The sequence below is a fragment of the Shewanella violacea DSS12 genome, from assembly GCF_000091325.1.
Taxonomy (GTDB): domain Bacteria; phylum Pseudomonadota; class Gammaproteobacteria; order Enterobacterales; family Shewanellaceae; genus Shewanella; species Shewanella violacea.
Map to the genome: position 1 here is coordinate 3,034,446 of NC_014012.1, position 19,998 is coordinate 3,054,443.

Consider the following 19,998-nt stretch of genomic DNA (forward strand, 5'->3'; position numbering starts at 1 on the left):
AAACGGCAGAGCCTTGTAACGCCCTGCCGTTTTTCAATGAATATGCTAAATGAACTTAGACCAAATCAGCCTCTGGCTCAGCTTCAGTCTCTTTCACCCCATGCCACTGATAATGATTATTGGCTTTCTTGCTGACTATGCCTTCATCAAACAGCTTCTTGAAAATATCATCCACTTCATCGCTGGAGAAATTTAAGTGCTTGCTCACCGCCCGCTTACTGCAATTAACCCGGTTCGAGCTTAATGCATGGATCGCCTGTTCATAGGGCGTTTTCTCGACTTCAGCCACTATCTCTGTGTCGTCAAAATGAGACAGCAGGCCTGCTGTCGCGCTCTCTGCTGGGCTAAATCCTTCTATGGTCAGCGGCTCCATGTTGCGAAACTGATGACGAAAACGATTTTCTTCACCTATGAGGCCAACGAAGAAGGCAGCGAAGAAATCTAACAGTATCGACAGAAAAATCACCAAGCCAAGTTGAGCCGAGCTAGCCTTTATATTTAAAAAAGTGGCTAAGCTGTCGATCAAGCCGATAACCGAACCTTGACCAACCACGGGCAAGTTATCTCGCTCTATGGCCAAAGCTTGCTGCTCCTGCCTAAGCGTATTATTTTCTTTCTGAATACGGGCCACACCGCTGGCAATACGCTCCATCTCAATATATTTCTCGGCGGCAACATCATTGAGTGCTATCTGCTTATCGATAGCCTGGATCTGCATATTATAAACGTTCACCTTACTCTGCTGCACATTCACATGTTCCTGAGCCTTATTGGTCGCGCTATTGATCCCCCCCACAGAGCCACCGATGGAAATGGCGGCAAGCACCAGATAAAAACCTAAGGCAGATAACATGCCCGGATAATTACGTCTCGCATGTCGCTCACCCACTTCATACCAGGCGAAAAATTTTCCCAATTCGAAAATCACCGCCAGACCGCCGAACAGTAACCGCATCAAAGGGTCGTCATCGATAGAAAGAAACAACAATAAGGAGAATACGATGGAGGCTAAGATGGAAGCGCCGGTGAAGCTATAGACGCTCCACATGGCAAACTTACCTTTCGGGAAACGTACGGCTAAATCTTGGTTGTAAAGCATATCTGACTTCTATGTCGGCGAGCACTTGCTCTTGGTCTGCAACTTTGCGTAGCAAACAGGAAAATGGGACGTCAGCATACAGGAAAACTAAGCTATTCCTCTTATAAAACACGACTTAGCGGCTCTTGTTGAAGGTTTTTTATTCACAATTGAAAGTTCTGCTTAAAGCCTGTTCACCTATGTGTATCGGGTATAGATACAGTGTAATGATTTAGTAAAAATCAAGGCCTGTGCACACAAGTCAGTCGAAGAACTATTTGCCTAAGGAGTAATCTCAATCGGCATAAAAACGGCCTTGCATCGAATATCGATACAAGGCCGTCATTTTACGTCAATGCAGCTGGACTAGTCTCTTTGCAGGGCGACTATCGGATCCAGTTTAGCCGCCTTCTTGGCTGGATAGAGGCCAAACCCTACGCCTATGGTCATACACACACCGAGTGCTAACACTATGGCGAAGGGAGACCAGGCCACAGGCCAACCTGCGGCGGAAGAGATCACAAATGCCAATAACAGACCCACACCTATGCCTATGACGCCGCCAGTGGCCGAGATAACTATGCTCTCAATAAGAAACTGGCGGGCAATATCTTTACGCCTGGCTCCTAGTGCCCTGAGTAAGCCTATCTCTGCGGTGCGTTCCATGATAGTGGCCAACATAATATTCATTATGCCTATGCCGCCCACCAGTAAGGAGATCCCCGCCACACAAGCCATAACAATATTGAATATCTGTTGTGTCTTCTGATGCTGAGCCAGCAAGTCTGCCGGTACCACTATGTCGTAGTCTTTCTCGCCGCCATGGCGACGATTGATCAGATGCCTCAGACTCTTGGCCGCCAATGAAGGTTCTACTCCCTCGGCAAGAGACACCTTAAAGGCATCTAATTCATCTTCCAGATTCTTAAAATTCATCTTTTTCAAAGCAGTGGCAAGAGGAATGAATACCTCATTGCGCTCTCCCCCGAGTTTGACTCCCTGAATCTTAGACTTGCCACTCTGGGCATAGGTCAATACACCGACCACAGTGAACCACTGATGATTTATCTTGATCACGCTGCCGATAGCCTTGCCCTGAGGAAACAGGCTTCTGGCAGCTTCGGGTCCTAATACCGCAACCTGTCGATAATGAGCCTCATCCTGGGAATCGAAGGCTGCTCCTTCGTTCATTTTCAGGGCGGTCAAGTCAAAATAGCTGGGGGTAACCCCTTTAACTTGAGCATCACTACGGCCTTCTAGACTAAATAAACTGAAGGTTTTTACCTGCTTCTCGGCGCTCCAGTTTTCCACGAAGGGCAAGGTATCTTTAGCACTCTGGACATCTCTGAGGCTCAGTCCTATGCTGTGCTCTCGAATCGATTTAAGTGCTTCGCCATCCGTTGATCTGGCATTCACCACCAGATTTCTAACCCCCATGGACTCGATCATCTTCAGCGCTTCTCGCTCTGCGCCTTCACCCACACTCAACATGGCTATCACGGCACCGACACCAAATATCATCCCAAGTAAGGTCAGAGCCGTGCGCAATTTATGATGGCGCATTTCATCGAAGGCCTGCTTTATGCCTTCAATATAAATCTTACTCTCATTGATTAAGCTCATACTCGGCTCCTTTTTGAAGACGTAGTAAGCTCAATCACATCACCTTGGTTCAATCCCTCGGCGATTGCCATAACTATGACTATGACTATATTCATACTCGGCTCCTTTTTGGAGACTTTGTAATCGCAATAACATCACCTTGGTTCAATCCCTCGGTGATCACTATAACTATGACTATGACTATATTCATACTCGGCTCCTTTTTGGAGGCGTCGTGAGCGCTATAACATCACCTTGGTTCAATCCCTCGGTGATTGCCATAACTATGACTATGACTATATTCATACTCGGCTCCTTTTTGGAGGCGTCGTGAGCGCTATAACATCGTCTTGGTTCAGACCCTCGGTGATCACTGTACGATTCAGGCTACGACTGCCTGGTGTCACAGCCTGTTTAATAAAACCTGCCCTTGTCTTGAGATAGACCCAATATTGACCCTCTTTCTGAAACAATGCCTGATTGGGTACTGTCACCACATCTTGCAGATTAAGCAGATGCACCTGAGCCTTTACTTGCCTGCCCGGCTGCATGATCTCCACTAAGGTTTTATCCAAACTGATGGTAAATTGAAAATAGTTTACCGGACTGTCTTTCTCTTTAGGTTTAGCTAAGGCATCGACTTGGGTCACCTTACCGGTGAACGGCATATCCGGATAAGCATCCAGATAAACGGTCGCCGTCTTTCCTATGGCGAGGCCTGCAGCCTCAGATTCCTGCACAAATAATTTCGCCTGCATCACAGACGTATCCGGCAAGAGGCCGATGGAAAACCCCGACCACATCATGTCACCAACCACGGGAAATGTGCCATCCCAGCCTGCCTGATAGACAAATAAGCCATCATGAGGAGCGGTTATCTCCATCTGATTGAGGTTATTTTCATAACGGTTTATTTTCGCTGAGTGGCCTTTCTGCTTAAGTTTTATCAACTCCTGCTCGGCAGCAGCTTGATCGTCATGTTTGTCGAGCCCCCAATCGAAATAATGCATTTTAGCCACAAGGTAATCTTGGTTACGCATCTGATCGATAATCTCTATCTTGGTATAGACACGTTCATCTTCACTGAAGAAACGCTCCGCCAGATCTTTCTCTTCGCTGGTCACTCGGGTACCGGTTGAAAGTGTCTGACTAATAGTCTTGTCCTTCTCGGTCTGCATCTGACTGTCGTAGGCTAACTTGTCAAAATCAAACTGCTCCATCTTGAGGCTATAATTTTCACGGGTGGGATCCATTCTGGCAACGACATCCCCGGCTTTGACTTGGCTGAAATTATCCAAGATCCAGGCCAGTGACTGCGGACCTCGTAGCCCAGTCGGCACGATCACTGAGGTAGACTTACTGGCTTCAAGCTCACCTGTAGCCGGAATGTCCACATAAAAATCGGCTCGTTTCACATCCATGGTGAGTACGCCATCGCTGGCCTGTTGACTGCAGCCAGATACCCATACCAAGATGAAGACGAGTAAAGTGTTTCTTAAACTGACCATCATGGTAGTAATACCTCCTGACCAACTTTGAGCCCAGTATTTATTGATACCTGCTCTTTGCCTATGGTGCCAATGGTGACAGCTTGTTTAGACTCGCCAAACAAGCCAGGTAACAAGACATAAGCCTGGCCAGACTCGTAATGCACCGCGTCCAATGACAACAGGAGCTCCTCTTTATCATTGGCGATATCTATGGATATTTTTGCCGTCATACCGGGTCTCATCAAATCCGTATCCGCTTCATCAATACTGGCCACCGCATCGAACACTACCAGAGGTACATCCTGATTTTTATGTCGAAACACGGCGCCAAGCTCAATAATTTTTCCATAAAAGACTTTATCCGGGTTCGCATCCAGTCTTATTTTTAGCTTCTGACCTAACTTGACCCGACTCGCTTCGACCTCAGGTATGGTCATGTTCACCAACATATGATTCAAATCCGGTATGCTAAGTACCGCATCCCCCATATAAACAGACTGGCCTTCTTTAATTTTATTGCCTTGTGAATCATTACCGTACACCACCATACCTGCACGCGGGGCTATCAAGGTTAGGGATGTGATACCACGTTTAAGTGCCACCACCTCGGAAGAAAATTTATGTTTATCTCCCTCGAGCATGGCTTCTCTTTGTTTGGCACTCTGATTTTCAAGCTGAATTTTTTGTGTGATGAGTTGTACCTTATCCTTGGCGATGGCGGCGTCTTTCTCATACTTTATTTTATCTATGGCCGCCACAGTTTCATCTGACAGATTAAATTTACGCTGCGCTTTTTCGAAACTCATCTTAGCCTCGGCGAGATCCAACCTTAGCTCCTCTAACTTTTTGGCATTACGCAGTTTGGCAGTTTCAATATTTTGCAGTGTCGCTTCCATTTTGGCTGTCTTAACCAATAGACGTTGGGTCAGTTCAGAGGTATCGAGTTGAGCAACCATGTCCCCTTCTTGTACCTGAGAACCTTCCGGTGCGAGCTGCTTTACCTGATATTGCCACACCCTACGAATTGAAGGCGGCATCATAGAAACTGTATCGGCGGACACCAGTTCTCCGGTCGCCACGATACTCTGTCTTAATACTCCCAGTTCCGCCGATGTCACCGGCGCTCCGGTACATGCAGTGAGCATGGATAGCGAAAGAATTAAACTCGAAGGCAGCAAGAAACCCGAGAGGTTTGATAGATGATGCCGTAGCGGTGAAAGGTTAAATACTGGTGTCATGATACGGCTCCGGTACTGACTAAAACACTCATGCCGGGAATAATCTTGATATCTTCATCGGCCTCGAAACTCACCTCAACCTTGAACCAATTACTTTGACCCCAGGCCGGCTGTTTCAGAGCTTGACGACCAATACCTTTAATACTGCCAGTAAACGGCTTTGCCGACTGAGAATCCAGTCTGAGTGTAACTTGAGTGCCCACAGCTATCTTGTCGACATCGACCTCATTGACCCAAGCGACAACCTCTAGCTCACCCATCGCCGGCAGAGTCGCGATTTGCCGGCCTATCTGTACGGTATCACCGACGGCAAATTTCTTATTACTCCAAGGATCACTGGCGTAGAGCACAGGACCTTTTATCTTGGCCTTAAGTTCAAGTTGCTCTAATCCATGCAAGGCTTGTGTTAGTTCTAATTGGGCACGGTGTCGATCTATGGCGAGTTGCGCCTTGCTGGCAGCTTGTCTATCCAATACTTCTTTTAGCGCCTGCTTGGCTTTAGATAATTCGCTGCCTGCCTGCATCAAGTTAAATTGATTCTCGGCGTAATCTTTAGCAGAGATATAATCTGCTGGTACATCGGCATCGAGCCGACTCTTCTCGAGTTCAGAGCCTTGCATCTTCACATCAAACTTAGCCTGGAGCACGCTAGAGGTGAGATCGATACCTAAGCTCTGCTCCTGAGCCGTGACTCGTAGCAAGCTCGCCTCAAGCTGTTCAATCTGATTGGCTATTTGGCTCTTATCGAAGATCACTACAGTCTGACCAGGCTCGGCAACCGCCCCCTCGGGCAACATCCACTGAATTTGGTAGCGCCAGGCATCCCCGGCTTTTGGCACCATAAAAGATTGAGACTGAACCGATGAAATTTGTCCGGTCAATAACAAGGCCTGCAGGCCTATGTCCACAACGCCAGAACTTGATACGCTTGGAGTTGCGCTAGTATTAGTGAGGCTTGCTTCCCCGGCTACAGCCAGATTTACCGGTAACGTAAATGACGCAATCAAGACAAGTTTCAATATAAATGGTGATAAATGAGTATTAAGCGGCATAGACACCACGCTCCTCTATCTCTACGATATGACCATCTCGCATGCGGATCACCCGCTGGGCATAGGCTGCCACTTCCTCTTCATGGGTCACTAAAATGATGGTTTGACCAGCCTTATGCAACTCAGTGAATAGATTCATAATCTCCACCGATGTCTTACTGTCCAGTGCCCCCGTAGGTTCATCGGCCAGTAATATGGTTGGCCGATTAACCAAAGCGCGAGCGATAGCGACTCTTTGTCTCTGTCCACCAGATAACTGATTGGGTCTATGATCTTGGCGTGAACCTAAGCCGACTCGCAGCAAGAGTTCAACGGCGTAGCTGGTATCATCAATTGGGGGAGAGGCATATCGTAAAGGTAAAAGCACGTTTTGCAACGCTGTCATTCTTGGTAACAGATGAAAACTTTGAAACACGAAACCTATCTCCTTGTTTCGCACCGCGGATAATTCATCATCATCCAAACTGCCAACCTCTTGCTTGTTGAGCTGGTAGCTCCCCGAGCTAGGCTTATCCAAACAGCCTATGATGTTCATCAAGGTGGATTTACCCGAGCCAGATGGCCCCATTATCGCAACAAATTCATTTTGTTTAATGGTAAAATCGACACCTCTTAGGGCAAAAACTGACGACTCACCCATCTGATATTCTTTAGTTAATCCACTGACTCTTATCATAATGCTCTCTCAGTTACACTCATATTCCATCCCTAGAATTCAGTCATCATTTTATTTTTAGTATTACACTAGAGAGTAGATTGAACCCATCAAGTTCAATGTACTCTGTATTTTTGTTTATACCATGCACGAAAAATGACTATGGAGGCAATTGAATTTAATTAACTTTGCAAACTGAATAGACCGCAAAAAACCGACTGTGACTAAGAGCAAATAATCATGAGAGCTTAAGTGAGGTAGATCCCCATTAGACTCAGGGCAGAGATACTGGAGAATAAGATCCATTGAAAAAGATGCTTGAAGGGAGAATTAATGTCACTAAAGAAGGCGAAATAGATCTGCCAGACAGCAAAGAGAGCGAAGTTGAGGGCAACAAAGAGTATCAGGCTAATACCTTGCATGTATGACACGAGATCTAAGCCACAGACGGCTAGCACCAAAGTAGCTGACAGCAAAAATACCGACACATAATGAAAAACACAATGCATAACAGCTTTAGCCACGGGATCGAAAGACGCGACTAACATAGGCTTGAGATACTGGCTTACGCCATAGGTAAAGTGACCGATACAGGTTAAAAGGCCTAAGATTGCTGCAGCGATAAAGTAATAATTCATTGACGTCCTCACGTATAATTGATCGAGTGACCATTATTCATATAGACAGAGGCGAGCATTATTTTCTTTCAAAAAAAGAGCCAAGAGGCTCTTTTTTACCAATAACGACTGTTTGAATCTAAGTACAGCTGGACTACATGCTTGCCATGATCCAATAATCCAAACGCTTCTGCGGTTCTGCCAGTAAGGTTTTACAGCTGTCCTGATACTTGCCCATCAAGTCGCGTAAATTCTTGTTGTCCGGCAATGAAGCCAGCTGTTGCTGCTGAACCTTAGATAACATGGCGGCGACATCTTCTTTAGCCTGATACTGCTCTGCAATCGAGACAGCCTTAGTCGATGAACTCTTCAATCGTTCACCTACAGTCTTCATCTGAGGCAGATTCATCGTCGCGATAACATCGGAACTTATCTGGTAATAGGAAGCACATGCGATCACTTCTTTGCTGAAAATCATTTCAGCTTCGCTGGGTGCTGCAGAAACAGAAAGCGGCACCATACACAGAAGAGGGAAAATAAGGTTATGTTTAATTCGGCTAATACGTCGACTCTTAATCGATACTAGAGCAGTAGTTGAACTCGGCATTGGGGATCTCTTTTCTTGTTATACGGCTTCATCAAAAATGAAACCGTTTCTAAGGCGTAACTCATCACCTCGACTATATTCAGACGGTCTGAGTTAATCAAGCGCTATATATAAACCAAAGCCCTTATGCAGGTTCATTATTAGTCAATCGCTAGTCAAAAATTAATCAAATTAGATATAAGCCAAAGACCTTAAGCTTGTTCATAATGAGTCGTTCGCTAGTCAAATTCGATTAAAAGTCCAAGCCCTGATTCTATGAGTAAACATAGAATCAAATTCGATATAAACCTAAGTCTTTATGCTTGTACATCACTGAGCAAAAGTTAGCCCAATATTGTTGACATTATTTTGCTGCAATCTAAACTTCAAACTTTGTTTCACCGTCGGCCATTCACTATCGATAATCGAGTAGATCACTGTATCTCTCACTGTGCCGTTCTTCAAAATCTTATGATTTCTCAGTACACCATCTTGCTTAGCCCCGAGTCGAGTTATCGCTTCTCTGGAAGCCTGATTATGCCAGTGTGTTCTAAACTCCACCGCCATCACATCTAAGGTTTCAAATGCATAATTTAGCAGTAGTAGCTTGGCCTCAGTGTTGACCCCAGTCTTTTGGGCACGCTTGGCATACCAGGTATAACCTATCTCGAGTCGCCTATTTATTTGATCCCATGAGCAGATCCGAGTCGAGCCAACCACCTCTCCAGAGCGCTTATCTCTCACTGCAAAAGCCAGAGTTTCACCACGTTTCTCGGCGGCGATAGCAGTCTCAATATAAGATTTCATCTCCTCAGGATGAGGCGCCGAGGCATACCAGAGTCTCCAGAGTTCCCCATCTGCCACCGCCAAAGATAAAGCAGGGACATGTTCTAGGGTTAATGGCTCAAGCACCATATATTCGCCCGATAAATACTCAGCTCGCTCTGTATTGTCCAATCGACTCTCCTTCATGATTACAATTATGCGTCTTTTAATATCATACTGTTATAGCACTCAATAACTTAGGCTATACATTAGGGCAAAGTTAATCGATAAAGCAAGACCTGTGAATCATCTTCCTCCCACACCTTAGTCGAATCGAATGCCATGCCCACCTTCTCCAACACTGAGATAGAAGCCCTATTACCCGGACTCACAATACCCAATAGCCGTGAAATGGAGAGTGTTTTACTGTGAATGACAACTCCTTGAGCCGATTCGATGGCGAAGCCCTGCCCCCAAAACTCAGGCAGAAACGCGTAACCGAGATCGGGTGAGTCGAACATGGATCGTTTGACTAAGCCGCAGAGCCCAATGGGCTCTTGGGTGGATTTTAATTCCACCACATAGAGACCGAATCCATGTTCTTGATAGCTGGATATCGGCCCATCCATAAGATAGCTCCGTGCATGGCTAAGTGTCCTAACACCACGATCGCCTATATTGTCGATAAAGCCTGGGGTATTTAACAGGTCCAAGATAAACTCAACATCGGTCAATGTGGCATGTCTGAGGATGAGTCTAGATGTTTCTAAAACAATCAATTGTATCCCTACTCCTTTAACAATTTTTATATCGACTATACTAGTTTCAGTCATGCAGAGGAAGCCAGTACCATGCCAAGGAAGCGCACTAAAGTCAGTCAATATTATGTGATTGCAGCCGTTGTCGCCGCTGAGTTAAATCACACCTTAGCCTACTGTAAACAGATTAACCTGACCGCGAGTAATGCCCAGGCGGCATCATCTAGAGTCGGTAATGCAGCCTTAGGATTTAAAGCCTTAACCGGCTTCATCGATGACCTGGCCTGTTACACCATGAAGGCGGCCACCGACATCAATACTCTCGCCCATACAGCAAGCAAGATGGCCACTCATACCGCCAGAGCCGCTGCGGCGCTCAAACACTTCGAAACAGCAAAACTTAAATCTGTCGATGCCAAATACTCTGGGAGTATGGATTTTGCTGTGGCTCAAACTGTGAGTAACTACAACACATCGCAGAAAACATTCCAAGCCTTGATTAACCAGATGGAGCAGCAGCTCCATGAGCTGAAAAGGAACCTGAGAACCGCCAATATTCTCGCCTCCATTTGCAGAATCGAAGCCTGTAGAGTGGATGTGGCTAATCAGGCAACCTTTAATGATGTAGCCAACAGAGTCGATAGTATCGCCAATCTGATACGTCAGCGGGTCGATAATGCTATCGCACTGTTTGATACTTCAGCTTATAGATATGCCGCCTAAATCATTTATCTTGGATTTTAATCGGCCCCATTCCACTCATTAGCACTTAGCTTGAATGCCAAGGTTTTAGAGAACCATTGATCGAGTCATATTTTAAATCATCATCTTATACCCATAGGTATTAGAGACAGGGAGCCTTTGCAAATGAAGAGTCAGATTATCGTTGAAACCCCCACTCATCAATGGATCTACTTTGGCAGGGACCCTGAGAAACCAGATAAAATCATAGATACCAATCAATATATGCTAGTGACTGAAAAAAAAGCACTCTTGATGGACCCCGGCGGGATTGAATTGTTTGCTCCCATGCTAGCCAGTATTGTCAAACACATACCCCTGGAGCAACTGACTCATCTGTTCGCCTCCCACCAAGACCCGGATATCATCTCCTCTCTCGGGCTCTGGGATCAAACCTTACCTGGAGCCAAACTCTACTCTCCTTGGCTTTGGGAGGGATTTATTCGTCACTTCGGTATGCACAATATCAGCTATGAAGCGATTCCCGATGAAGGTAACAGACTGCGACTCGATCAAGTCGAAGTACAATTTATTCCAGCTCATTATCTGCATGCCTCAGGTAACTTCCACGTATATGATCCCGCCGCTCGAGTCCTGATGTCAGGCGATGTGGGCGCAGCCTTAGAAGATCATGATGTGGATATCTTTGTCGATGACTTTGAAGCTCATATCAAAAAGATGAGGTTTTTCCATCAAAGATGGATGCCATCAAACAGCGCGAAAAATGATTGGATTAACCGGGTGCGTAAACTCGATATCGATTACCTCTGCCCTCAACATGGCAGGATATTCAAAGGGGAACAGGTGGGACAATTTCTAGATTGGTTTGAGCAACTCGATGTCGGTCAAGCCATATCGAATACCTGAGCTGTGATCGATAATTGATACTAGATACTAGATACTTGAGACTGACAAGCTAGTTGTCAGTCTCATAATACAGATCATAACCTTAGCGGCATGGGCTGTGATGTTATCAATAACAGACCAAGAGTATCACTTTAACTAGTATGGTTTAGTTTGGTATGACTAGAGGTAGCGAGCAAACTCACTGCCGCTCTTAGCCGACTTCAAGGGCGCTTTTACCGCTTGAGTTCCTAGATAAAGAAATCCGACAATTTGATCGCCAGCAGATAAATCTAAGCTTTGATGTACTCGCTTATCAAATGCTAGATCACCGGTGCGCCAGATCCCGCCCAGCCCCAGTGCAAACGCTGCCTGCTGCATTGCCATAGTCGAACATCCGGCCGCGATCAGCTGCTCAATCTCAGGTACTTTCCCATGAGGCTGAGGTTTAGCCACCACAATAATCACCATAGGAGCCCTCAATGGCATAGATTTGGCCTTCGCCTGCTTCGCCTCATCCGCGCCATTCTCAGTTACCGCTTGTAAGAAAATATCTCCCAGACGATTAAGACCTTCACCTTGGGCAATAATGAATTCCCAAGGTGATAATCCCCCATGATCGGGTACACGCACACCAGCATCGAGAATGACTTTTAATTGAGATTCATCGGGAGCGGGGGCAATAAGGCGTGGGCAAGATTGGCGAGTCAGCAATAATTCAGTCGCGTCCAAGAGTATTTCCTTCTGTGAATGGGCTTGAATAATTCAAGCTATATCAATTTGGTTTGCCAGTAAGAGTAACAAAGACGCCAATAAAAATCCCACCAATCTGGTGGGATTTACCGAATCCACCAGCAGGATACGTCACTTTAGCGACCCAGATTCTGGCTATAGATGACTGTCAGAATAAGATTTAGATATTCCCTTATGGATGAAGTAGTCCACACTGGTATACCGTCCGCCGCCACCTATTATCAAGGCAAGCAACATGATTGAATAGGTTATCGCGAACTCGATGCCATTATTTAAAATGACAAAATTGCCTGAGCTGGTTAGCCATTCGTAATTACCATGCTCTTGTAAGATAGTCTTAGCCGCACTGAGTTTATCGCCCGCTGCCAACACCTGATCATTTGCCAACCAAGAGCCGCCATCGGCTATGGCCAACCAACCATTATTCCAATGAACGGAGAATGCCGCCACTAGCATGGTAACCAGTAAAGGAATGGAGATTAATCGAGTCCCTAGGCCAATAATTAACAGCAAACCACCGATAAACTCGGTCCCAGCAGCTAAACTCACCATCACTTCGGGCATAGGCAGACCGAGTCCCCAGTCAGGGTTACCAAACCAGGCCACGGTATCGCTAAAATGAGATAACTTGTTATAACCCGCTTGCATCAACACAGGTGCTAAGTACAAGCGTAAAGCCAAAGGGGCAATACCCGATACCTGGTGTAGCAGATTGACAAACCTTTGATACGCACTCACCACAAACATGCTCACTCCTTACATATACTATTGTCAGAATAGACCTTAGTGCGAAGGATTATCTTTCAGCTATAAATCAATCTCAGAGTAAAAAGTGCTAATGCTGGGGGAGTGCCGTTTGGCTTAGGATAAAATGAGTGAGTAAAACTGACTGAAACAATCCAGGTATTGTGACCCAGGTTGAGAGCTTGAGTCTCTTGGTAAACCAAATACTTCTTCAACCTCTATGTCAATTTCAACGTCAGCAGCCATCAGCAGCGACCAGCAAGCCGCAAACACCCAGTAGATGTTGATTGCCGCGGGTAATGCCGCTTTGGCATCTAGGGTCAATTTAGGGTGATTATCCAGATAAGAATCTATCAAAAAATGCCGCTGAGCCGTCGAAAGATCGTGACTAGAGAGCACGCCAGCCAGATCGAATAAGGGATGAGAGCTGCAGGCATATTCAAAATCTATGCACTGCAGTCGGCCATTGTTAAACAATAAATTATGGGGATTGAGATCCCTATGGCTATATTGCTCCCCCAATGCGCAGGCGTCGAGTTCATCTAACCACAACCTGATGTCATTTCTAAGAGACAGGAGTTGAAGATGTTTCTCTCGCCAGGCTATGTGCTTGGGACATGCTTGGTCCTGAGATTTATCATTGCAAAATTGGCTCCATATATCATACATAGAAGCCTGATAAATCGACCATTGTCTAGATACACTGAGACTGTTTTGTGGGCATTCTAGTCTGGTTAACTGAGTTAACAGTAACAATAACGCTGACTCGGCACCTGGCCATTGCATCGACTCATTAATCAGGGGATGGGCAGATTTGGCGGCGATTAACTTGCCCCACCTATGCTCCTCCTCTTGCTCGATATATTCACACAGGTAATATTTTTTATCATCACTGACAAAATACAGATCTGGTGCCAGCCCTTGCTCTGCCGCTATTTTCCAGTTATTAATCTCGTCATCACGGTCGCAAATATGACTACTAGCCGATGAGTTCACTCGCAACACCCAACTGCTATTCCGATCACGGATCAAGTAATTCTGGTTACTCAGTCCCTCGGCTAACACAGCAACTGAAACAGAAGAAGACAGCACTAAGCCTGCGCTTTGCAGCCCAGCCTTAACATCCTGGGGCAAACTATTTAATAGCAGGGATTGCTGCATCACATCCGATATCTCATGTTTTTAATCGATTAGGCCGATGCAACACGCTGTTCACGCATCGCCGTACGCCATAAGAAATAGCCAGCTATGGCCATACCGACATACAAGATAAATAACATTGACGTTAGCATGAGCCCTTTTTGCAGATAAAGATAGATGGAGACAAAATCGATCACCACCCAGTAGAGCCAATTTTCTAGCACCTTCTTGGTGACTAAATATGTCGTCATAACCGCAAAACATGTGGTCGCGGCATCGAGATAGGCATAGGAAGCTTGGGTATAGTTAGACATTAAGAAACCCACGATCACAGAGACACTCGCAGTGCCCAGTATCAGCTGAACATGGCGCTTCAGACTCCAGGACACAACTTCGATGCCCGAATCATCTGTCCTTCCCTTTGACCACTGATGCAGGCCATAGAACGCCATCGCCATATAATACACATTGAGCACCGACTCCATTAACAGAGACACTTTCCAAAACAGCGCTGTGTAGATTGCTGTACTGGCGAATGCGGCAAACCAACACCAGATACTGCCTTTCATCGCCAATATCAGGTAGGCTGCGGCGAGCGTGACAGCAACGGCCTCCCAGGCAGTTAAAGCCGTTGCTTCTATTAATGCCCCATTGAAAGTGCTTAACAAGGCTGACCAAAAATCCATCATGACTGTTCCCCAAATAGTACTTTGCTAACGTAAAACAAATGCTCGCCAGACTCTTAGGAGTCAAGCGAGCATAGGCTAAACATTTAAACCGATAAACTTACTGAGTGTGTGACAAATCCAGCTCACCACCAATAAACTTACATACAAACACGGCCTTGCCCCATTTTTCATGGGCTGCCTGCATCTCAGTCGCCAGCATAGCCATCACATCACCATAGTCACCGCACACCTGAGTCGCCATGGCATTGGTTTTACGTTCAATATTTTCATAGCTATCCAAGCGATTGATAAACCATAGGATAGGATCCAGGTAGTTATCTTGCAGGGGGTAACAACTTATCTCGGCAGTTAATTTCATTTCTCGACCTCAGGTGACACTCAGTTAAGAGATGCCACCACAATTAAATAAATAACTAATATAACTCAGATAACTAAAATGTCAGTTAGAGAAACTTGACGTTAACAGTCAAACCCAACTGGCGTGGATCACCAAAGCGTATATATTGTTTGTCTGCCCAGCCTTGATCTGGCTCATTACCGAAGTAGAAACCGCGAGTACCGTAATCTTCATCGAACAAGTTGCGGCCCCATAGGTACGCTGACCAGACATCTGTTTCATATCCGACACGGGCATTGAAGATGGTATAGGCCTGTGATTTGGATTCGTTGCTATCTGAGTAGTAAAACTCACTCTTACCACTGGTTGTCAGGTTTGTGAACCAACCTGAATCGGTGCGATAGGTCGCGCCGGCACTGTAAGTCAAGTTAGGTGAATGGGCAAGATCTCGCCCCGTCAAATCCACTGTCCCACCGTACTTATCTTGATAAGAATAATCGCCATAGGCCGTTTCTAGCCAGCCTAGACTGGCATATAACTTAAGGTTTGAAGTGGCATACCAGTCACCCTCGAGTTCGGCACCATAGTTATGTGAACTACCGGCATTCTCTGTAAATAGGATAAACTTTTGTGGCTCTTCTGGGTTTTGCTGAGAGGCTGCGACTTGCTGATCGCGTCTATCCATGTAGAACAAAGAGATGTTAGTGCTAGCGTCGCCATCGAGCCAGCGTGACTTAAGCCCTATCTCATAGTTATATAAGGTCTCGGTGTCATACTCTTTCTTATCTGACAGCTCTTCTGGCAATGTCATATTAAAACCACCGGCCTTATAGCCACGGGCTATCCTGGCATAGGCTTCATGGCTATCGCTAAGTGCCTTACTCAGGGCAATATGACCGCCCCACATGGTTTCACCTGGGCTAAATTTATCACCAGCACTGTCGCTGTAATCACTGTCACGACGCTCTACTCGCAGACCAAAAGACAAGGCGTAACCCGCACCTAGATCTGAATCTAGTTGACCAAATACGGCAGTATTATTAGCTTCATATTCGGCATTAAGCGTATCTAACCAACCGTTGTAATCTTCAACTGTGTCATTGTCTTCAGTTAAGCGCATACCATAAACGCCCAGTAACCAATCTGTGCTATCGGAAAAGATACGTCCAGCTTGAGTAGAGCTGAGTCTAAACTCTTGGCTAATGGTATTTCGCTCGCCCTTCTTGCCCCAGGTATAGTCATATTCACAAGCCTCGCCATCACAATCGAGCCCGCCCCAGTGATCAGGATTTGCCCAGTCACCATCATAGTTATAATGAGTCTGAGAGTTGGCATATGATGTCAAAGACACGAGTTCGAACTGCTCGGCACCTGAGTAAGTAAACTTAAGCGAGCTACCAGTAGTGCGCTGCTTATCGACGCCTGGTGCATCGGTCTGAGTATTTTCACCATTGTTATCCAGTGTCCATACATCGTAACCATTATCGTAATCCGCGTGGAGTAAGGTTAAGTCTATCTGTAGATCGTCGCTGGCATACCAGCGCAATTTAGCTCGGCCAGAAAACTCATCACGGGCATTGGTGTCATCACGGCCAAGATAGAGATTATCCTGATAGCCATTTTGTTGATGCTGCTGTAGAGATACCCGATAGAGGAGTTTACCCGAATCGGTTAATGGTCCAGAGCTAAATCCGCTGAATGTCGTGAGGTTATCATCACCCACTGACACTTCGGCTCCATGCTCAAACACATCGGTAGGGTCATTACTCTTAAGGTATATCAATCCCGCTAAGGCATTGGCACCGTATCGTGTTCCTTGTGGGCCGCGCAATACTTCCACCTGCTGCAGATCGTACATGCTAGAAATCATGCCCAGGCCCGACATGTCGATATCATCGATAATGTAACCTACAGATGAATTCGGCGCGCCTTGGTACTCCTCCTGCTCGCCGACACCACGGATTTGGAAATATTTAGGCCGAGAGCTACCGCCGGACCAGTTAAAGTTCGCGATAGAATTAAGCACATCTTCGAAGTGTTGTGCGCCTTCATCTTCTATCTGTTGCTGGTTGATAACGGTAATGCTTGATGGCATTTTATCCAGTGTCGAGCCTCGAAAATCAGAGCTAACCACTATCACTTCCATCTCATCGGCAGGTGCCTCTGTGGGTTCTGAAGCGAGTGCGTGCTGGCTGATTAATGCGGTCGATACCGCGAGAGCTACCGGAGAAAGTCTCTTCAAGAAGGTAGAATCGGAACAAAAAGATTTAAGTGTAAACATAGGACCCCAAATTATAATTTTTGAGATCCGGCAACTGGAAAAGCGAGAAAGGATATTTTGGTCGACTACAGATGTTCTTAACAGACATCTTGAAAGTATCAAACCTATTGGCCCATTCCTACGCCGGTATTAGCCGGATCAGGTTCAAAGGGTTTGTCATCTGACATCTCAGAAACTGGCATATGTACATAACAGTCTCACCCCTTGGCAGGCGGGATTATACATGAATCAAACAAGACATTGACAAAGATATGCCATCAAATGAGGAATTTACACACACTTGGCACACAAAAAACGTCAGCTAAGCTGACGCTTTTTATTTCCAAGTTATACCGGCTCAATCAAGAAGAGATCAGTTAGAGAAAGCTTCTCTCACATATAGCTCGTAGCGAATGGCATTAGCATTAGGGGAAACCGCCATAACTTGCATACGCTGCATGCCATGTAACTTCAATGATTTCCATGGACTGGCTTCATCTTCCAGCGTGGAACCGTTTATGTCATACCAGGTAAACTTGTATTGCACTCGCAAATCCGTAGAGACCTTACTCACAATCATCCCGGTACCTTGCAGCAGGCCGCCCTGCTGACGCGCCTTTAATTGCTCGACTCCAACGTCACTCGCAAAGCTGCTGTTATCTATTCTGACTTCACCGGTAGAGCTGCCCATCACGCCCGCAGTGTGCTGAGCACAAGCCGTAAAAATAAGGGCCGATGCTAAGACCAAAACGATTTTCTTCATTTCATTCGCTCCAAATTAATTTAACCCCATCATACAGGGATCGTCATTACCTACTCTTGTAGATAAGTATTGATAAAACAAGCCTAACCTAAACTCCGACTCAGTTTAAGATAAGATTAACCAGCTAAATTAGCACAGCAGATTAATGTCTCCATGAATGTTAACTGGCTTTAAGTCCAGGATCAGTGGATCAAAAAATGAGCTCTAGCGGTAGCGATGAGTTTCTTTCTATTGGTTTGCCAACAATTGATACTCACATTAGCCACCCGGCGCCCTTGCCTGGTGATCTTACATTCGGCAAAGCTGTCTTTATGGTATCCGGCCCTCAAATAGTCAATGGAAAAATCCACCACCTTAGGCACTCTTGAGGTATGCATAAACACCATAAGTTGCACGATCGCCGACATCTCCATAAAGCCGGCAATCACGCCACCATGGATAGCTGGCAATATAGGATTACCGATATTCTCATCTCTTGCCGGCAGTCTAAACACCAGCTCATCCCCGAAACGCTCCACATTCATGCCGATGAAATCAGTATAGGGAACATGAGCTAAAAGATGGGCGAAGTCGTTAAGCGCCGTCGCCCGCTTGACTATTTCTTTAACGTCAAGCTCTTTGCCCCTTGGCTCACTCGCCTTGCTTGTATCTGCCGATGAAGCATGATTTACAGCACCTTCATTAACAGTGCCTTGATTTACAGCACCATTATTTACAGCCCTGGTACTAACGGCCTCACCATCCACGGCATTGGTGCTCGCCGATACGGCGTTAAGACTAGCTGATAGACTTGGCTTTTGTCCCAGTAAAGCCTGACGAAAATCATCGCCAATCATTTCCGGGCTTATCCGCATGAAAGAGCCAACGGCATGGGCAATGGGATCATCAATCGAGTCTTGATAAGCTATGGCTCGAGTGAAAGAGACGCTAGAAGAAATTTTATAACATTCTGCGAAACCATACACTGGCTTATTGGGATCCGCAGGCTTCATATAATCCACCCGCAGATCGAGTGTCGGCGAGAGCTCCAATGACTGATATTTATCATAGATAGCGCAAACAACAGCACTACCACTGGCTGTATCCATTAAAGTGGTGATCACACCACCATGAATAACACCAGTATCGGGATAACCAATCAGTTCCTCATTGTATGGCAGTTCAATGAGGACATGATGCTCACTGGCTTCGTGTACCTTTAATTTTAAACGACGGCATTGAGCCAGCTGATCGACAAAGCGAGTCGCGATTTGTGTCAATGGGAAAACATCTGAATTGACCTGCATGACAGTGCGCTCTCTATTAGCTGTTAATGCTTAACATGGGACCTAAGGAGCAACCACCCAATAGGTGCATATGTATATGATACACCTCTTGACCACCGTGCTTATTGCAATTCATTATGATGCGGTAACCATCTTCGGCAATCCCAGCCTCTTGTGCCAATTTAGCCGCGACTGTGACCATACGACCTAAGGCTTTCTCATCCGATGCTTTTACATCGTTGGTGGTTGCAATCAAGTGATTGGGGATGATCAATATATGAGTCGGCGCTCTAGCGTTGATGTCTCTGAATGCCGTGACTAGATCGTCTTGATATAGAATATCAGCGGGGATTTCACGTCGAATGATCTTGCTAAAAATGGTTTCTTCAGCCATCTGACTGTCCTCTTTTCTTTAGTGTTTCCACAGTATACGCATAAATTTATGACTTGTGAGTATATGAGAGTAAAGAGTAAAAACAACTGACTATAAAACATTCTTTTAATAGCAGGTTTCACTCCTTATGATCAGACAATCCTCAAACTCAATAACAGATAAAATGAGTCTGGTATCGAATTTTCACCTACAAAAAAGGGAGTGATAATGAATCACTCCCCTAATATG

Annotated in this window: 21 protein-coding genes and 1 riboswitch; of the genes, 2 read left to right on the forward strand and 19 right to left on the reverse strand. The window is 45.7% G+C overall.

Annotated elements, in window-relative coordinates:
* Positions 1-55: 55 nt before the first annotated feature.
* From SVI_RS12615 to SVI_RS12660, 10 genes are all read right to left on the reverse strand, one after another.
* Positions 56-1,099, reverse strand: coding sequence for a hypothetical protein (locus tag SVI_RS12615; protein ID WP_013051939.1), 1,044 nt, complete (start codon positions 1,097-1,099; stop codon positions 56-58).
* Positions 1,100-1,444: 345 nt separating this feature from the next.
* Entirely contained in the window at positions 1,445-2,701 is a 1,257-nt protein-coding gene (locus SVI_RS12620) for an ABC transporter permease (RefSeq protein WP_013051940.1), read from the reverse strand.
* Between the two features lie 281 nt (positions 2,702-2,982).
* Positions 2,983-4,191 carry an efflux RND transporter periplasmic adaptor subunit gene (locus SVI_RS12625; protein WP_041419922.1) on the reverse strand — a complete coding sequence of 403 codons (1,209 nt, stop codon included), beginning with the start codon at positions 4,189-4,191 and terminating at the stop codon, positions 2,983-2,985.
* Complete coding sequence (locus SVI_RS12630; RefSeq protein WP_049791174.1) at positions 4,188-5,315, reverse strand: efflux RND transporter periplasmic adaptor subunit; 1,128 nt, start codon at positions 5,313-5,315, stop codon at positions 4,188-4,190. The genes SVI_RS12625 and SVI_RS12630 overlap by 4 nt, the downstream gene beginning before the upstream one ends.
* Positions 5,316-5,404: 89 nt before the next feature.
* Positions 5,405-6,460, reverse strand: a complete 1,056-nt coding sequence (locus SVI_RS12635) for an HlyD family secretion protein (protein WP_041419923.1) — start codon at positions 6,458-6,460, stop codon at positions 5,405-5,407.
* Positions 6,450-7,136, reverse strand: coding sequence for an ABC transporter ATP-binding protein (locus SVI_RS12640; protein ID WP_013051944.1), 687 nt, complete (start codon positions 7,134-7,136; stop codon positions 6,450-6,452). The genes SVI_RS12635 and SVI_RS12640 overlap by 11 nt, the downstream gene beginning before the upstream one ends.
* 227 nt (positions 7,137-7,363) lie before the next feature.
* Positions 7,364-7,753 (reverse strand): hypothetical protein, encoded by a 390-nt coding sequence (locus tag SVI_RS12645; RefSeq protein WP_013051945.1) that lies wholly within the window; start codon positions 7,751-7,753, stop codon positions 7,364-7,366.
* A gap of 133 nt (positions 7,754-7,886) precedes the next feature.
* Positions 7,887-8,339, reverse strand: a complete 453-nt coding sequence (locus SVI_RS12650; RefSeq protein ID WP_013051946.1) for a hypothetical protein — start codon at positions 8,337-8,339, stop codon at positions 7,887-7,889.
* A 309-nt stretch (positions 8,340-8,648) separates the two neighbouring features.
* The gene (locus SVI_RS12655; protein WP_013051947.1) at positions 8,649-9,290 is read right to left on the reverse strand and encodes a GNAT family N-acetyltransferase; all 642 of its coding nucleotides are present in this window, start codon (positions 9,288-9,290) and stop codon (positions 8,649-8,651) included.
* A gap of 62 nt (positions 9,291-9,352) precedes the next feature.
* On the reverse strand, positions 9,353-9,862 hold the full coding sequence (locus tag SVI_RS12660) for a GNAT family N-acetyltransferase (RefSeq protein WP_013051948.1): 510 nt from the start codon (positions 9,860-9,862) through the stop codon (positions 9,353-9,355).
* Between the two features lie 72 nt (positions 9,863-9,934).
* Between SVI_RS12660 and SVI_RS12665 the strand changes: the two genes are divergently transcribed.
* Both SVI_RS12665 and SVI_RS12670 read left to right on the forward strand, forming a co-directional pair.
* On the forward strand, positions 9,935-10,564 hold the full coding sequence (locus SVI_RS12665; protein WP_013051949.1) for a hypothetical protein: 630 nt from the start codon (positions 9,935-9,937) through the stop codon (positions 10,562-10,564).
* A gap of 144 nt (positions 10,565-10,708) precedes the next feature.
* Complete coding sequence (locus SVI_RS12670; RefSeq protein WP_013051950.1) at positions 10,709-11,449, forward strand: oxygen-binding di-iron domain-containing protein; 741 nt, start codon at positions 10,709-10,711, stop codon at positions 11,447-11,449.
* A 159-nt stretch (positions 11,450-11,608) separates the two neighbouring features.
* Here SVI_RS12670 and SVI_RS12675 read toward each other — a convergent pair whose 3' ends face one another.
* The 9 genes from SVI_RS12675 to hinT form a co-directional block, all read right to left on the reverse strand.
* Positions 11,609-12,157, reverse strand: a complete 549-nt coding sequence (locus SVI_RS12675) for an NAD(P)H nitroreductase (RefSeq protein ID WP_013051951.1) — start codon at positions 12,155-12,157, stop codon at positions 11,609-11,611.
* Between the two features lie 156 nt (positions 12,158-12,313).
* Positions 12,314-12,925 (reverse strand): HvfX family Cu-binding RiPP maturation protein, encoded by a 612-nt coding sequence (locus SVI_RS12680; protein WP_013051952.1) that lies wholly within the window; start codon positions 12,923-12,925, stop codon positions 12,314-12,316.
* A gap of 114 nt (positions 12,926-13,039) precedes the next feature.
* Entirely contained in the window at positions 13,040-14,083 is a 1,044-nt protein-coding gene (locus SVI_RS12685; RefSeq protein ID WP_041419925.1) for a phosphotransferase, read from the reverse strand.
* A gap of 29 nt (positions 14,084-14,112) precedes the next feature.
* Complete coding sequence (pnuC, locus tag SVI_RS12690; protein WP_013051954.1) at positions 14,113-14,751, reverse strand: nicotinamide riboside transporter PnuC; 639 nt, start codon at positions 14,749-14,751, stop codon at positions 14,113-14,115.
* Between the two features lie 97 nt (positions 14,752-14,848).
* Positions 14,849-15,109 carry a hypothetical protein gene (locus tag SVI_RS12695; RefSeq protein ID WP_013051955.1) on the reverse strand — a complete coding sequence of 87 codons (261 nt, stop codon included), beginning with the start codon at positions 15,107-15,109 and terminating at the stop codon, positions 14,849-14,851.
* Positions 15,110-15,194: 85 nt separating this feature from the next.
* Positions 15,195-17,369: a TonB-dependent receptor gene (locus SVI_RS12700; protein WP_013051956.1), complete on the reverse strand. Its 2,175-nt coding sequence runs from the start codon at positions 17,367-17,369 to the stop codon at positions 15,195-15,197.
* 98 nt (positions 17,370-17,467) lie between these two features.
* A riboswitch (TPP riboswitch) is annotated at positions 17,468-17,584 on the reverse strand.
* A gap of 137 nt (positions 17,585-17,721) precedes the next feature.
* A complete protein-coding gene (locus SVI_RS12705) occupies positions 17,722-18,111 on the reverse strand; it encodes a YcfL family protein (RefSeq protein WP_013051957.1) in 390 nt (129 codons plus the stop codon).
* A gap of 182 nt (positions 18,112-18,293) precedes the next feature.
* Positions 18,294-19,397: a PaaI family thioesterase gene (locus SVI_RS22080; RefSeq protein ID WP_083779903.1), complete on the reverse strand. Its 1,104-nt coding sequence runs from the start codon at positions 19,395-19,397 to the stop codon at positions 18,294-18,296.
* A 16-nt stretch (positions 19,398-19,413) separates the two neighbouring features.
* Entirely contained in the window at positions 19,414-19,770 is a 357-nt protein-coding gene (gene hinT / locus SVI_RS12720) for a purine nucleoside phosphoramidase (RefSeq protein ID WP_013051959.1), read from the reverse strand.
* Between the last annotated feature and the right edge of the window lie 228 nt (positions 19,771-19,998).